Raw genomic sequence first — 15230 nt, forward strand, 5'->3', positions numbered from 1 at the left:
TACAGTTGATCATCCACCGATACGCTTGAGGTACTGATTGACCTGGGAGAGGTTGTACCGGGCACTGTCCTGCGCCCGTTCCTCCCAGGCGAACACGCAGACCGTCGCGATCCCGTCGAACCCGACCTCGGCCAGTGTCGAGAAGAACAGGTCCCAGTCGACCTCGCCCTGCCCGATGTCCAGGTGCTGGTGCACCCGGGCGGTCGAGCCCGGCGGGTTGACGATGTAGCGCAGCCCCGACGACCCGCGATGGTCGAACGAGTCGGCGATGTGCACCTGGGTCAGCAGCGGCCCGGCGTACCTCATCACCGCGGCCAGGTCGCCGCCCTGGTGGAAGGTGTGCGGTGCGCAGTAGAGGAACGACACCAGGTCCGAGTTGATGCCGCGGACCAGGTTCACGCCCGCGATCCCGTCCTCGACGAAGTCGTCCGGGTGCGGCTCCAGCACGAGCCGCACCCCCTCCCGCTCGAAGATCGGCAGCAGCTCCTCGAGCGAGCGCCAGAACTGCGCCTCGCTCTCGCCCGGATGCGAGGGCCGGCCGTTGAACTCGGAGTTCATCACGTCCACGCCGAGATCGACGGTGATCTCGATGGCCCGCTTCCAGTAGCGGACGGCCGCCTGCCGCGCGTCCTCGTCCGGCCCCGACCAGCGATAGAGCGGCAGGACCGAGGAGATCTGGACCTGGGCCGCGGCGAGCTCGCGCTTGAAGGCGTCCACACCGTCGTCGTCGATCCGCGGGTGCAGGAAGAACGGCAGGAAGTCGTCGCGCGGCGACATCTCGATGTACTGGTAGCCGAGGTCGGCCACCAGCCGCGGCAGCTCGAGCAGCGGCACGTCGCGCAGCATGTAGGGATCAAGAGCGATCTTCACCCCGCCGCCTCCGCGTAGAGCTTCGGCTGGTCGACCAGAGAGATCAAAACCCGGTTTCCCGTACGGAGAGCCTCCACACCCGCGTCCGAAACAGCCGCCGCCGCATAACCGTCCCACGCGCTCGGGCCCAGTGGCTGCCCGCCGAGCGAGATGGCGTGCACCCACTCCTGCAGTTCCACGTCGTACGCCTGAAGGAAGCGCTCCCGCCAATCGGCCGGAACCGGTACGCCCACCCGGCCGTCCCGGCGCACCGCGACGGGCGCCGGCCCGCCGAGCGACGCCGTGCCGTTCTCCCCCACGATCTCGCCGCGGATGTCGTAGCCGTAGCGGATGTTCACCGAGACCTCGACGTCGACGATCACGCCGTCGGCCATCTCCATGATCAGCAGTAGCGGGTCCTCGAGCTCGCCGCCGTTGCGGTTGTGCCGGGGCACGAGCACGCGGACGGCCGAGACCTCGGCGCCGAACATCCACCGGACCATGTCGATCTCGTGCACCGCGGTGTCGGTGATCGCCATGTCGCCGCGGTAGAACGGCGGCACGCTCGCGTTGCGATGGGCGCAGTGCATCATCAGGGGCAGGCCGATCTCGCCGGAGTCGACCGCCATCTTGAGCGCGCGGTAGGCGAAGTCGAACCGTCGCATGTAGCCGACCTGCACCAGCCGGCTGCCGTGCGCGGCCTCGGCGTCGAGGATGCGCAGGCAGGCCTCCTGGGTGGTGGCCAGCGGCTTCTCGCAGAAGACCGGCTTGCCGGCCGCGATCGCGGCCAGCACGTACTGCTCGTGGGTGGGCCCCCACGAGCAGACCAGCACGGCGTCCACGGCCGGGTCGCCGACCAGCTCCTCGCCGGTGGCGTGCACGGTGGCGCCGATCCGGCCGCCCACATCGGCGGCGACCGCGGTGTCGACGTCGGTGACGGCCGTGACCGCCACCCCGTTGAGCACCGTTGTCAGCCGCCGGATGTGGTCCTGGCCGATCATCCCCGTTCCGATGACCCCGACCTTCAGCATTACTGTCGTCCCAACTCGTGCGAGAGCTCGGCCAGCTCGTCGCCGCCGGCCATCTGCGTGGTCAGCTCGTCGAGACTGACCTGCTGGCGGTTCTTGTCGAGCGCGGTCTCGCCGAGTTTCAGGATCACGAAGTGGTCGCCGACCATGTACGCGTGGTGCGGGTTGTGCGTGATGAACACGACGCCCAGGCCGGCGTCCCGGGCCGCGGCCACGTACTTGAGCACGACGCCGGACTGCTTGACGCCGAGCGCGGCGGTCGGCTCGTCGAGGATCAGCACGCGCGCGCCGAAGTAGACGGCCCGGGCGATCGCCACACACTGCCGCTGACCGCCGGAGAGCGTACCGATGGGCTGGTTGATGTCCTTGACGACGATGCCCATCTTGCGCAGCTCGGTGTCGGCGATCTCCCTCATCTGCTTCACCTTGAGCCCGGCGAGCGGGTAACTGCCGGCGGTGAGCTCGGAGCCGAGGAAGAAGTTGCGCCAGACCTCCATCAGCGAGACGACGGCGAGGTCCTGGTAGACGGTCGCGATGCCATGCCCGAGGGCCTCGCGCGGCGACGAGAAGCTGACCTCGGCGCCGTCCACCCGGAGGCTGCCCTCGTTGTGCGGGTGCAGCCCCGACATGATCTTGATGAGGGTGGACTTTCCGGCGCCGTTGTCGCCCAGCACGCAGGTGACCTCGCCGGCGTTGACCCGCAGGTTGATGCCGCGCAGCGCGCGGATGGCGCCGTACGACTTGCCGACGCCGTCCATCTCGATGAGCGGCTCGCCCTTGTGCAGGTGACTGTCGGCGTGTTCGGCCAGGGTGTCGGTCATGAGCCGGCCCTCCGCATGGTGGACATCCGTTTGACGTAGAGGTTCACCAGCACGGCGAGCAGCAGCATGACGCCGAGGAAGGCCTTGAACCAGTTGGGATCCCAGCCCGCGTAGATGATGCCGAGGCTGGTCATGCCGAAGATGAACGCGCCGATGGCGACGCCGATCGCGTTGCCGTAGCCGCCGGTGAGCAGCGTGCCGCCCACCACCGCGGCGATGATGTAGATGAACTCGTTCCCGACGCCGCCGCCGGCCTGCAGCGTGTTGAACCGGTAGAGCTGGTGCATGCCGACGAACCAGCCGAGGAACGAGACCGTCATGAACAGCCCGATCTTCGTACGCATGACGGGCACGCCGACGGCACGGGCGCTGTCGGCGTTGCCACCGACCGCGAAGATCCAGTTGCCGACCCGGGTGCGCTGCAGGGCCCAGGTCGCCAGGGCAACGAAGAGGAACCACCAGATGACCGAGGTCCAGATCGTCACCGACCCGACCTTGAAGCTCGACGAGAAGACCTTGCCGAGCGAGTCGTAGCCGGCGATCTGGCTGACGTCCGTGCTGGAGACCGTGCCGGTGACCAGCTTGGTGACGCCGAGGTTGGCCCCCTGGAGCACGAAGAACGTGCCCAGCGTGATGAGGAAGCTGGGGATCCCGGTCCGCATCACGAGGTACCCGTTGAGGAACCCGATCAGCAGGCAGAGCGCGAGCGAGATGAACGCGCCGACCCACAGGTTGACGCCGAAGTACCAGCAGAACATGGAGTTGGCCAGGCCCGCGGTGTAGACGATGACGCCGGCCGACAGGTCGAACTCGCCGCCGATCATCAGCAGGCCGACACCGACCGCGACGATGCCGATCACCGACGACTGGTAGAGCACGGTGAAGAACGACTCGGCCGAGCGGAACGACGGCGCGAGGATCAGGAAGAAGATGAAGATGATGATGGCGGCCACGAGGGCGCCGATCTCGGGACGGGCCAGCAGCCGGTTGGAGAGGCCGAGGCGCACCCGGCCGGCCGGCGGGGCCGGCGCTTCCACAGTTGTCTGTGTCATGACGTCACTCCCGGCTACCGGGTGTTGTTCTTGGTGAACGGCAGGATCTTGTCGATGTTCGAGCTGTCCACGAAGGACGGGCCGGTCAGCACGGCGTTGCCGCCGCCGATGTCGTTGCCGTTCTTGAGGTTCAGGTAGAGGGACGTGACGGCCATGTAGCCCTGGACGTACGGCTGCTGGTCGATCGAGAAGAGGATCTTGCCGTCCTTGATGTCCTGGGCGGCCTCCTGGTTGAGGTCGAAGGTCACCAGCTTGGCCTGGCTGCCGGACTGGTCCTTGGCCTTGATCGCGTCGATGGCCTGCGGCGCGCCGAGCGTGACGATCGCGTCGATCGACTTGTCCTGCGCGAGCTTGGCCTGCAGCGTCGTCGTGACCGCGGCGTCGTCGGCGCCGTTGACCTGGATGTTCTCGGTGCCGGGCACGGAGCTCTTCACGCCGGCGCAGCGGGCCTCGAGGGCGACCGAGCCGGTCTGCTGGATGACGCAGAGCGGGTGCTTGGCGCCCTGCTCGGCCAGGCGCTTGCCAGCCGTGGTGCCGGCCAGGGTCTCGTCGGAGCCGAAGTACATCAGCGCGCCGAGCTTCTTGTACTGGTCGATGCCGGAGTTGAAGCCGACCACCGGGATCCCGGCGTCGATCGCCGACTTGACCGCCCCGGCGAGGGCGTCCGGCGTGACCAGGGTGGTGGCGATGCCGTTGACCTTGGAGTCGACCGCGTTCTGGATCAGCACCGCCTGCTTGGGCGCCTCGGGGTCGTTGGAGTACTTCAGGGTGACGCCGGTGTCCTTGGCGGCCTGCTGGGCGCCGTTCTTGACCTTGTCCCAGAACGTGTCGCCGGGCGTCTCGTGGGTGATGAAGGCGATCGTGTATCCGGAGCTGCCGGCGGCGTTGCCACCTCCGCCGGTGGTGCTCTCGTCGGTCTTCTCGCGCCCGCCTCCGGAACAGGCGGCGGAGGCTAGGGCGACGGCCGTGAGGGCGGCGGCGACGCGGAAGGTACGACTACGAACGATCATCGGGTATCTCCTGGGGTAGGACGGCGGCAGGCCGGGAGTGAAGGCCGACCGAGTTGAGGTAGGTACGGGTGCGGGTCGCGATCGGCAGCGGCCGGTCGAAGTCGACCGGGTACATGTCCTGCTCGACCACGACGAAGATCTCGGCGTCCAGCTCGGCCAGCGCCTCCATGACCGACGGGATCTTGGGTTCGCCGGCGGGGGGCTCGACGCTCGCGCCCATCGCCACGGCCTGCCCGAAGGCGAGGTCCTCGTCGACGGCGCGCTGGGCGATGACCGGATCCATCTGCTTGATGTGGACGTATCCGACTCGCTCGGGAAACTTCCGGATCAGTCCCGGCACGTCGGCCCGGCGATAGGCGAGGTGACCGGTGTCGAGGCAGAGGGAGACGAAGGCGGGATCGGTGTCCGCCAGGAAGCGCTCGACCTGCTCCTGCGTCTCCACCTGGTAGTCCGCGTGCGGGTGGAACCGCAGGTGCACCCCGTACTCCTCGAAGAGGGCCTTTCCGAGGGTGTTGGTGTTGCGGGTCAGCGCACGCCAGGCGTCATCGTCGAGCTGGGCCGCCTCGTAGTAGGCGCCGGTCGCGTCGTCGCGGTAACCCGGCACCGGCACGAAGACCACGTTGGACGCGCCGAGCGCCGCGGACAGCGCGGCCACCTTCCTGCTCTCCGCGAGCACGGTGTCGAAGTCCTTGTGCGGGCCGCCCACGCCGGCCACGGTGCCTCCGGCAACCGAGAGACCCCGCGCGGCGACCTCGTCGCGCAGCCGCGAAGGGTCGGTCGGCAGATATCCGTACGGCCCGAGCTCGAGCCACTTGTAGCCGGAGGCGGCCAGCTCGTCGAGGAACCGGTTCCACGGCGTCTGCCGCGGGTCGTCGGCGTACCACACCCCCCACGAGTCCGGGCAGCTGCCGAGTTGAAGGTGACGAATTTCCATGGGAGATCCTTTAGCTCGCCGTCGGGAAGTGCAGAGATGCGCCGGACGCGTGCGAGACGTGCGGCCACCGCGAGGTCACGACCTTGCCGCGGGTGTAGAACGAGACCCCTTCCGGGCCGTGGATGTGCTTGTCCCCGAACAGGGAGTCCTTCCAGCCGCCGAAGGAGTAGTAGGCCATCGGCACCGGGATCGGCACGTTGATGCCGATCATCCCGACGTGCACCCCGCGCTGGAACCGCCGCGCCGCCTCGCCGCTGGACGTGAAGATCGCGGTGCCGTTCCCGTACGGATTGCTGTTGATCAGGTCGATCGCGGCGTCGACGTCGTCGGCGCGTACCACCGACAGCACCGGCCCGAAGATCTCCTCGGTGTAGACGTCCATCGTGGGCTGGACCTGGTCGATGACGGTCGGCCCGACGAAGAACCCGTTCTCGTGCCCCGGCACCCGCAGCCCGCGGCCGTCGACCAGCAGCTTGGCGCCCTGCTGCTCGCCGCTGCCGATCAGCGACTCGATGCGGTCGCGCGCGGCAGCGGTGACGACCGGGCCCATCTCCGACCGTGGGTCGCGGCCCGGCCCGACCACCACCTCGGCGGCCTTGCGGGACACCAGGTCCATCAGCGCGTCCCCGGCCGCGCCGACCGCGACGGCGGCCGAGATCGCCATGCACCGCTCCCCCGCCGACCCGAACGCGGCCGCGGTCAGGTGCTGGGCCGCGAAGTCGAGGTCGGCGTCGGGCAGCACGATCGCGTGGTTCTTCGCCCCGCCGAGCGCCTGCACCCGTTTGCCGGTCGCGCTCGCCTGCTCGTGGATGTACCGGGCGATCGGCGTGGACCCGACGAACGAGACGGCCGCGATGTCCGGGTGCCGCAGGATCGCGTCGACGGCCTCCTTGTCGCCGTGCACCACGTTGAAGACGCCGTCGGGGAGCCCGGCCTCCTGCCAGAGCCGGGCCACGTAGTTGGAGGCGGACGGGTCGCGCTCGCTGGGCTTGAGCACGAACGTGTTCCCGCAGGCGATCGCGACCGGGTGCATCCACATCGGCACCATGGCCGGGAAGTTGAACGGCGTGATCCCCGCGCAGACGCCGAGCGGCTCGCGGAAGCTGAACACGTCGACGCCCGTGGACGCCTGGTCGCTGTACGAGCCCTTGAGCAGCGACGGGATGCCGCAGGCGAACTCGATCACCTCGAGGCCGCGCTGCACCTCGCCGGCCGCGTCCGAGAGCACCTTGCCGTGCTCGTCCGAGATGATCTCGGCGAGGTCCTTGACCCGGGCGTTGACCAGCTCGCGGAAGCCGAACAGGACCTTCGCGCGCCGGCTGAGCGAGGCCTGGCTCCACTCCTCGAACGCCGCCCTGGCCACGGCCACCGCCGCGTCGACGTCGGCGGGCGCCGCGAGCACGACCTCGTGCTGCTGCTCGCCGGTGGCGGGGTTGAAGACCGGGCCTTTCCTGGTGGATCGGCCGGCGGTGAACTCTCCGCCGATCCAGTGCTCGATGGTTGACATTTTCGAAGATCCTTAGAGGTAGAGCCGCTGGTCGCGCTTGGCCGCGTCGTAGGTCTCGCGGGCCGCGCGCGTGGAGGACAGTTCGGAAATCTCGGGTACGGGCACGTCCCACCAGGACTCGGAGGAAGGCACCGGCGAGAGCGGGTCGGTCTCGATGTGCACGACGGTCAGCCGGTCGGCCTCCCGCGCGCGTTTCAGCCCGTCGCGCAGGTCGGCGATCGTGCGGCAGCGGATCACGCTCGCGCCGAGGCTCTCCGCGTTCGCCGCGAGGTCGACCGGCAGGTACGCGCCGTCGTAGTCGTTGTCCGCGCCACGGAACCGGTAGCTCGTGCCGAAGCGCTGCGAGCCGAGCGACTCCGACAGCGCCCCGATCGAGGCGAACCCGTGGTTCTGCACGAGCACCACGATCAGCTTGATGCCCTCGGACACCGCCGTGACGATCTCCTGGGCCATCATCAGGTAGGACCCGTCGCCGACCAGCGCGTACACCTCGCGGCTCGGATCCGCCATCTTGATGCCGAGCGCGCCGGCGATCTCGAAGCCCATGCAGGAGTAGCCGTACTCGACGTGGTACTGCTTCGGGTCCCGGGCCCGCCACAACAGCTGCAGGTCGCCCGGCATGCTGCCGGCCGCCTGCACCACTACGTCGCGCGCTCCGCACGCTTCGTTCACCACCCCGATGACCTCACTCTGGGCGGGCAGCGGGCTGTGACCCATCCCGTACGCCTCATCGACGGTCGCCTGCCATCGCGTGACGTCGGCGCGGTAGTCGGTCGGGAAGGTCTTGCCCTCGAGGGCGGTGAGCAGCGCCGACAGTCCAGCTCGAGCGTCGGCCACGATCGGGAACGCCGCCTCCTTGGCCGCGTCGAACCCGGCGACGTTGATGTTCACGAACTTCACGTCCGGGTTGCGGAACGCGGTGCGCGAGGCGGTGGTGAAGTCGCTGTACCGGGTGCCGACGCCGATCACCACGTCGGCGTCGCGGGCCAGCCGGTTGGCGACCGGGGTGCCGGTCGAGCCCACTCCCCCGACCGAGTTCGGGTGGTCCCAGGAGAGGGCGCCCTTGCCGGCCTGGGTGTCGGCGACCGGGATCCCGGTCTGCCGGGCGAACCGGTCGAGCTCCTCCGACGCCTCGCCGTAAATGGCGCCCCCGCCCGCGATCAGCAGCGGCTGCGAGGCGTTGCGCACCACCTCGGCCGCCCGCTCCACGAACGACGGCTCGGGCAGCGGGCGCGCCACGTGCCACACCCGCCTCGCGAACAGCTCGTCCGGGAAGTCGTACGCCTCGGCCTGCACGTCCTGCGGCAGGCAGACGGTGACCGCGCCGGTCTCGGCCGGGTCGGTCAGCACTCGCATCGCGCCGAGCAGGGCGGCCGGCAGCTGCTCGGGCCGCCACACCCGGTCGAAGAAGCGCGACAGCGGCCGGAACGCGTCGTTGACGCTCACGTCGTACGACCGCGGGTCTTCAAGTTCTTGCAGGACGGGCGCGGCGACGCGGGTGGCGAAGATGTCCGAGGGGAACAGCAGCACCGGCAGCCGGTTGACCGTGGCCAGGGCCGCGCCGGTCAGCATGTTCGTCGAGCCGGGGCCGATCGAGGCGGTACAGGCCATGGTGGACAGCCGGTTGCTCATCCGGGCGTAGCCGGCCGCCGCGTGCACCATGGCCTGCTCGTTGCGGGCCAGGTGGTACGGCAGGTCCGCCTCACCGGTCCGCTGCGCCTGCAGCAGAGCCTGGCCCATCCCAGCCACGTTGCCGTGCCCGAAGATGCCGAAGCAGCCGGCGATCGTGCGCCGTTCGACGCCGTCGCGCTCGGTCCACTGGCTGGCCAGGAACCGCACCACGGCCTGGCCGACGGTGAGTCTCACGAGCGTGTCCTTTCCTTGCAGGTGGAGAGAGGGAGGCGGGGGTCGACCTCCATCGCCGTCCACGACGCGCGCACCCAGCCGTGCGCGGGGTCGTCCCGCACCAGCCACTCGCGGGCGCCCGGCCCGGCCATCACGTTGAGGTAGTAGAGGTCGTAGCCGGGGGCGGCCATCGACGGGCCGTGCCAGCCGTACGGGATCAGCACGACGTCCCCGGTGCGCACCTCGGCGCAGACGTCGATCGGGCGGTCGGGATGCCCGTACACGCGCTGGTAGCCGCTGCCGGCGCCGCCGGCCGGCGAGGGCGCCACCTCGAAGTAGTAGATCTCCTCGAGGCTGGACTCGCCGTCGGCCTGCTCGTCGTGCTTGTGCGGCGGGTACGACGACCAGTTGCCGCCCGGGGTGAGCACCTCGCAGGCGATGAGCCGGTCGGCCTCGAAGCTCTCCGGCGTGCAGAAGTTGTTGACCTGCCGGCTGGCCTGCCCGGCGCCGCGCAACTCGACCGGCACCTCGTCGGCCGGCCCGTAACGGAACGGCAGGCGGCGGCCGGCGCGGGCCGCGGGCAGGGCGAACCGCCCGCCGTTGGGCGCCCGGACGGTGACGGAAGCCTCCCGCGGCACGTACGCGAAGTCCGTGACCCGGGAGAACACCGAGCGCCGCCCGGTCAGCGTGACCCGCTCGTCGTCGCAGGTCACATCGCAGCCGCCGGACAGCGGCAGCACGAGCATCTCGTCGTCGCCGGTGAAGAACCGGGCCCGCGCCCCGATCGGCAGCTCGAGCACGCGCAGGCCGCTGAACCGCCAGCCCGCGTTCTCCGGCGAGACCACCAGGTCGAACGGCCGGTCGGCCGTGCTGCCGCGCCGCATCAGCGGGTTCACCCGGGCCATCACAGCAGGCTCACCGCCCGGTCCACGGCGTCGGCGACGCTGCCGCTCGCGGGGTAGAGCAGCGAGCGCCCGATCACCAGCCCCTGCACGGTCGGCAGCCGCAGCGCCTTGGCCCAGCTCGAGTACGCCCCCTCGGCGTCGTCGGTGACCTCGCCGCCGAGGATCAGGGCGGGCAGCGTGGTCGCGGCCATGACCCGTTCCATGTCGGGGACGATCGGCACCTTCAGCCACGTGTACGCCGAGGTCGTGCCGAGGCCGGCGGCCACGGTCATCGCACGGATCATGGCCTCGGCGGTGAGGTCGTTGCGCACCCGGCCGTCGACGCGGTGCGAGATGAACGGCTCGACCATGGCCATCCGCCGCCGGGCCGCGAGCTGGGCGACCGCGTTGCCGCAGGACTCCAGCGTCGCCACCGTGCCCGGGTCGGCCGGGTCGATGCGCAGCAGCATCTTGCCGCCCTCGTACCCGGCGGCCGCGATGCTGCCGGCGTCGTACGCGGTGAACCGGTCGTCGATCTCGAAGGTCGTGCCGGCCAGCCCGCCCCGGTTCATCGAGCCGATCACGACCTTGTCGTCGAGCCCGCCCAGCAGCAGCAGGTCCTCCAGGATGTCGGGGGTGCCGAGCACGCCGTTGACGCCGGGGCGGTCGAGCGCGGTGCGGATGCGGTCGAGCAGCTCGACCCGGTTGGCCATGGCGAGCGGGTCGGCGCCGGCCCGCAGCGCGCCTCGCGCCGGGTGGTCGGCCGCGATGATCATCAGCTTGCCGTGGGTGCCGAACAGGCTCGACGGCCGCCGGCGGGCCGCCGCCGCCGCGGCGATGGCATCCGGGCGCCGGGTTCGCGTCTCCAGCAGATCGCCCAGGTCAGGCATGGGAGGCCTCCCGTCCCGGCACGGCGATCAGGTCGAGCACCTCGGCCTCGGTCGGCATGGCGTCCGAGCAGGCCAGTCGCGAGGCGACGATGGCTCCGGCGCCGTTGGCGAAGCGCATCGTCGCCTCGAGACCCCACCCGGAGAGAAGACCGTGGCAGAGCGCGCCGCCGAACGCGTCGCCGGCGCCGAGGCCGTTCACCACCTCGACCGGCACCGGCGGAACCTCGACGCGCTCGCCGTCGCGGCGGGAGGCGAGCACCCCCTTCGGGCCCTGCTTGATGACGGCCAGCTCCACGCCGGCCGCGTGCAGGGCGTCGGCGGCCTCGTGCGGGGTGCGCACGCCGACCGCGGTGTCCACCTCGTCCAGATTGCCGACGGCGACGGACGCGTACGGGAGAGCCCGGGCGTACCAGCGGCGGGCCTCCTCGCGCGACTCCCAGAACATCGGGCGGTAGTCGAGGTCGAAGACCGTGGTCGCGCCCTTCTCCCGTACGGCCAGGGCGGCCAGCGTCGCCGTGCGCGACGGCTCCTGGGAGAGGCCGGTGCCGGTGACCCAGAAGATGCGGGCCGCCCGGATCGCGGACAGGTCCAGCTCGGACTCGTAGATCTCCAGGTCGGGGGCCTTCGGGAAGCGGTAGAAGTAGAGCGGGAAGTCGTCCGGCGGGAAGATCTCGCAGAACGTGATCGGCGTCGGCAGGCCGGCGACCGGCGTCACGAAGCGGTCGTCCACCCCGAAGTCGCGCAGCGCGTCGTGCAGGAACTCGCCGAACGGGTCGGCGCCGGTACGCGTGATCACCGCCGACCGGCGCCCGTAGCGCGCGGCGGCGACGGCCACATTGGAGGCGCTGCCGCCGAGGAACTTGGCGAAGGTGCGCACCTCACGCAGCGAGACCCCGATCTGCTGTGGATACAGGTCGACGCCGATGCGTCCCATCGTCAAGACATCGTCTGCGGGCATGCGTGTCTCCTGCTCCCCGACTCGTTGATGTGCCTGGATGCCTTGCTCGTTGCGGCGCTCGTTACGGCGCGAGGAACAAATGATGTCGCGCTCGGTTAGTTGGCGGCGACGCTATGTTTGCTGCCCTCGATGTAATAACGTGAGGGCTCTTACGTCAATACTTTGTCATGACAAACTGACTTGCACCATCTGAGACTCACAGGGGGACGCCGTGACATCCGACCTGACCCCGGTGCGCCCGGTCCACCTGGACCGGTCGAGCCCGGTGCCGCTGTATTACCAGGTCGCGACCCGTTTGCAGGAGCTGATCGAGAAGGGCGAGATCGGGGTCGGCGCTCGCATCGAGAACGAAGTGGATCTCGCCGAGCGCCTCGGCGTGTCCCGCCCCACCACGCGCCGCGCGATCCAGTATCTGGTCGAGCGCGGCATGCTGGTCCGCAAGCGCGGCGTCGGCACCCAGGTCGTGCACCCCAAGGTCCGCCGCCCGGTCGAGCTGTCCAGCCTCTACGACGACCTGGTCGCCGGCGACCGCGCCCCGCGTACGGAAGTCCTGGATCTCCGCGTGATCCCCGCCTCCGACTCGATCGCCGCCTCCCTGTCGCTGGAGGCCGGCTCCTCGGTCACCTGGATCGAGCGGCTCCGCTTCGCCGGCGGGGAGCCCCTGGCCCTCATGCACAACGCGATCCCGCTCGACGTCCTGGAGGTGACCGCGGCCGACCTGGCCGCGCACGGCCTCTACGAGCTGCTGCGCCGGGCCGGCCACGTCCCCCGGATAGCCACCCAGGTGATCGGCGCCCGCTCGGCGACGGCCGCCGAGGCCCGCATCCTGGAGGAGAAGCGCGGCGCCTCGCTGCTCACGATGACCCGCACGGCCTGGGACACCACGGGCCGCGCCCTCGAGTACGGCAGCCACCTCTACCGGGCGAGCCGCTACAGCTTCGAGCTGAACCTCTCGGCCGGGTAGGCCTCCGCCTCGGCGGCGGCCGGCAGGCTCGCGACGCCCCGCCGCAGGGCGGCCCGGAAGTCGCGGTAGGCCTCCGGGCCCAGCGCGTCGGCGAGGTTCCGCTCGATCTGGGCGATGAGGCCGTCGGCGAGCGCCATGAAGCTCCGGCCCCGCTCGGTCGGCACGATCAGCTTGGCACGCCGGTCGGCCGGGTCGGTCTCGCGGCGGACGTACCCGAGCCGCTCCAGCTCGTCGACGATCGCGCCCATCGTCTGCTTGTTGCGCCCGGCCAGGCGGCCCAGTTCGCCCTGCCGGGTGCCCTCGGCGTCGAGGAACGCGAGCACCGCGCCGTGCCGGGGCCGGGCGTCGGTGAAGCCGTGCTCGGACGCGCGGGCGTAGAGCTCGCGCTGAACCCTCGTCGCCAGCCGGACCGCCAGGATGCCCAGATCGGGATCACGCTCCTGGCGGGTGCTGCGCCTCATGGTGCGGCCTCATCATCAGACGGTCCATTGTTTGGACTATATCGCCGTGGCCACCCGGCCCGGCCGAATCGCGGGCGATGCAGTATGCACCTCGCGTAAGTGAGCCGCCGGCCGGGGAACGACTCACCCCGGGCCACGGTGACGCACGGATTTCGTGACTCACCGTACATGAGAGATCGGGCGCTGCAAGTTGCCCGAAACGGGATCGATGCGGACGATCGTCGTCGCCGACACGGGCGAGCCGGAAAGGACGGTCGCGTGCAGTCATCCCTCTCCATGAGCGGCGTGGGCGCGGGCGAGGCCGCCACCGCCGATCTCAGCGGTCGCTGCGTGGGCAACTCCTACGTGCTCGTCTGCCCGGTCGGGCACGGCGCCACCGGGACCGTGTGGCGCGGGATCGACCGCGCCACCGGCGGGTACGTGGCCATCAAGCTGCTGCACGAGGGCCTGCTGCGGCAACCGAAGCTGGTCATCCGGTTCGTGCAGGAGCGCACGATCCTCATGATGATGCGGCACGAGAACATCGTCGGCGTGCACGATCTGTTCAGCGTCGGCGGGTCGCTCGCGCTGGTGATGGACTACGTGAGCGGCGGCTCGCTGCGCAACCGGCTGGTCTCGGCGGGCACCCTGCCGCCCGCCGAGGCCGCCGAGCTGCTCGCGCAGGTGGCCGCGGCCCTGACCCAGGCGCACGAGCTGGGCGTCGTGCACCGCGACGTCAAGCCCGACAACATCCTGCTGCAGGAGACCGACGGCCGGCACGAGGTGCGCCTGACCGATTTCGGGATCGCGCGGGTGCTGGACGCGGCCGGGCTGACCACCCCGCAGGCGATCGTGGGCACGCCGCACTACATGGCGCCCGAGGCGATCCACGGCGAGGCGGAGCCGGCCTCCGACGTGTACGCGGTGGGGATCGTGCTCTACGAGCTGGTCACCGGCAGCCCGCCGTTCGGTGGCGAGCCCCTCGCGGTCCTGCGGCAGCACGTCGAGGAGTTCGTCGAGCGGCCGCCGGGCATGCCGCCCCCGGTCTGGCAGCTGATCGAGTGGTGTCTCGACAAGGACCCGGCCCGCCGGCCCAGCGCCGGTGAGCTCGGCGCCGCCCTGCGCGATCTCGCCCGCCAGGTGACCGGCGTCCCGGCGCTCACTTCCACCACCATCAACCCCGATCTGCCGTACGGGATGACCGCGCAACTCGGCCACCCGCACCCCTCGGTCCGCCGGTCGCCGGCGCGCAAGCGGCCGCGCAACGGCCCCCGGTCCTGGATGTGGCGGCGTCCCGGGATGATGGTGGCCATGGTCGCCGCCGCGGCCGCGGTCTCCGGGCTGGGCGGCTTCAACGTCTGGCGGCTGATCGGCGCCGGGCATCCGCCCTCGACGACCACCGAGCGCTTCCAGCCGAGCGTCCCGGTGATCGGCGGCGGGCCGAGCGGGGGCCCGGGCGCCGGCGCGAGCCCGTCGGCAGCGGCCCGGCAGATCCCGTCCCGCGTGTCGGAGGAGCAGCCCGCGGCCATCCCCGGCGGCACGGCGGCGGGCACGGGCACGGGCGCGAGCGCGGGCTCGGGCGCGAGAACGATCGGCGGTGTGGCGGCGGAGGCCGGCGGCAAGGCGGGGCCGGTGCAGGCGGGTGCGAGCGCCAAGTTCGGGCCGTGGCGCTGCGGCGACGCATACAGCGTGGATCTCGGTCATCCGGTTCTGGCCCGGCCCTGTCACGCGCTCGGCCCGTCGATCCGCGTGCTGGGTCAGATGGAGGCGCCGCCCGGGATCCAGCTCGACATCGCGCTGACGGTCCGGGACGCGAAATCCGGCGAGGTCGCGGCCGGGCCGTACACCTGCAAGGGTTTGATGTTCACGGATTTCGCCTACAAACAGAACTGCGGCCCGGTCGACCTGAACGCCCCGCACGGGCACAAGTACGTCGTGGTCGAGACCTGGCAGTACACCGAGCGCCCGCTGCTTCCCTCCGGCAGCGCGCAGGGACCCGAGTTCGACTGGTGAAGCAAGGGAGGCGTGACCGGACGGTGGTCACGCCT

Annotated in this window: 14 protein-coding genes; 2 read left to right on the forward strand and 12 right to left on the reverse strand. The window is 70.6% G+C overall.

Features of this window, described 5'->3' with window-relative positions:
* Positions 1–9: 9 nt before the first annotated feature.
* Genes A3CQ_RS0108110 through iolC form a run of 11 tightly spaced genes read right to left on the reverse strand, consistent with a single transcriptional unit; the run spans position 10 to position 11778 of the window.
* Positions 10–870, reverse strand: a complete 861-nt coding sequence (locus A3CQ_RS0108110) for a sugar phosphate isomerase/epimerase family protein (RefSeq protein WP_020510426.1) — start codon at positions 868–870, stop codon at positions 10–12.
* Positions 867–1880 carry a Gfo/Idh/MocA family protein gene (locus A3CQ_RS0108115; protein ID WP_020510427.1) on the reverse strand — a complete coding sequence of 338 codons (1014 nt, stop codon included), beginning with the start codon at positions 1878–1880 and terminating at the stop codon, positions 867–869. The genes A3CQ_RS0108110 and A3CQ_RS0108115 overlap by 4 nt, the downstream gene beginning before the upstream one ends.
* Positions 1880–2698: an ATP-binding cassette domain-containing protein gene (locus A3CQ_RS0108120; RefSeq protein WP_020510428.1), complete on the reverse strand. Its 819-nt coding sequence runs from the start codon at positions 2696–2698 to the stop codon at positions 1880–1882. The genes A3CQ_RS0108115 and A3CQ_RS0108120 overlap by 1 nt, the downstream gene beginning before the upstream one ends.
* Positions 2695–3750 carry an ABC transporter permease gene (locus A3CQ_RS0108125; protein WP_040431871.1) on the reverse strand — a complete coding sequence of 352 codons (1056 nt, stop codon included), beginning with the start codon at positions 3748–3750 and terminating at the stop codon, positions 2695–2697. The genes A3CQ_RS0108120 and A3CQ_RS0108125 overlap by 4 nt, the downstream gene beginning before the upstream one ends.
* Positions 3751–3764: 14 nt before the next feature.
* Positions 3765–4760, reverse strand: coding sequence for a sugar ABC transporter substrate-binding protein (locus tag A3CQ_RS0108130; protein WP_020510430.1), 996 nt, complete (start codon positions 4758–4760; stop codon positions 3765–3767).
* Positions 4747–5694 (reverse strand): TIM barrel protein, encoded by a 948-nt coding sequence (locus tag A3CQ_RS0108135; RefSeq protein WP_051115184.1) that lies wholly within the window; start codon positions 5692–5694, stop codon positions 4747–4749. Before A3CQ_RS0108135 ends, A3CQ_RS0108130 begins: the two co-directional genes overlap by 14 nt.
* Before the next feature lie 10 nt (positions 5695–5704).
* A complete protein-coding gene (locus tag A3CQ_RS0108140; RefSeq protein WP_020510432.1) occupies positions 5705–7201 on the reverse strand; it encodes a CoA-acylating methylmalonate-semialdehyde dehydrogenase in 1497 nt (498 codons plus the stop codon).
* A gap of 12 nt (positions 7202–7213) precedes the next feature.
* On the reverse strand, positions 7214–9067 hold the full coding sequence (gene iolD / locus A3CQ_RS0108145; protein ID WP_020510433.1) for a 3D-(3,5/4)-trihydroxycyclohexane-1,2-dione acylhydrolase (decyclizing): 1854 nt from the start codon (positions 9065–9067) through the stop codon (positions 7214–7216).
* Complete coding sequence (iolB, locus tag A3CQ_RS0108150; RefSeq protein ID WP_020510434.1) at positions 9064–9951, reverse strand: 5-deoxy-glucuronate isomerase; 888 nt, start codon at positions 9949–9951, stop codon at positions 9064–9066. Before iolB ends, iolD begins: the two co-directional genes overlap by 4 nt.
* The gene (locus A3CQ_RS0108155) at positions 9951–10820 is read right to left on the reverse strand and encodes a Cgl0159 family (beta/alpha)8-fold protein (protein ID WP_020510435.1); all 870 of its coding nucleotides are present in this window, start codon (positions 10818–10820) and stop codon (positions 9951–9953) included. Before A3CQ_RS0108155 ends, iolB begins: the two co-directional genes overlap by 1 nt.
* Positions 10813–11778: a 5-dehydro-2-deoxygluconokinase gene (gene iolC / locus A3CQ_RS0108160; protein ID WP_026205448.1), complete on the reverse strand. Its 966-nt coding sequence runs from the start codon at positions 11776–11778 to the stop codon at positions 10813–10815. Before iolC ends, A3CQ_RS0108155 begins: the two co-directional genes overlap by 8 nt.
* A 211-nt stretch (positions 11779–11989) precedes the next feature.
* Here iolC and A3CQ_RS0108165 point away from each other — a divergent pair, with 211 nt between their 5' ends.
* Entirely contained in the window at positions 11990–12742 is a 753-nt protein-coding gene (locus A3CQ_RS0108165) for a GntR family transcriptional regulator (RefSeq protein ID WP_020510437.1), read from the forward strand.
* On the opposite strand, the gene A3CQ_RS0108170 is transcribed toward A3CQ_RS0108165, so the two are convergent.
* Positions 12709–13203 (reverse strand): MarR family winged helix-turn-helix transcriptional regulator, encoded by a 495-nt coding sequence (locus A3CQ_RS0108170; protein WP_020510438.1) that lies wholly within the window; start codon positions 13201–13203, stop codon positions 12709–12711. The genes A3CQ_RS0108165 and A3CQ_RS0108170 overlap by 34 nt on opposite strands.
* Before the next feature lie 258 nt (positions 13204–13461).
* On the opposite strand from A3CQ_RS0108170, the gene A3CQ_RS62025 reads away from it, so the two are divergent.
* A complete protein-coding gene (locus A3CQ_RS62025) occupies positions 13462–15195 on the forward strand; it encodes a serine/threonine-protein kinase (protein WP_245577117.1) in 1734 nt (577 codons plus the stop codon).
* The last annotated feature ends 35 nt before the right edge of the window (positions 15196–15230 follow it).

Origin of the sequence: Paractinoplanes globisporus DSM 43857 (genome assembly GCF_000379645.1) — a bacterium.
Lineage (GTDB): Bacteria > Actinomycetota > Actinomycetes > Mycobacteriales > Micromonosporaceae > Actinoplanes > Actinoplanes globisporus.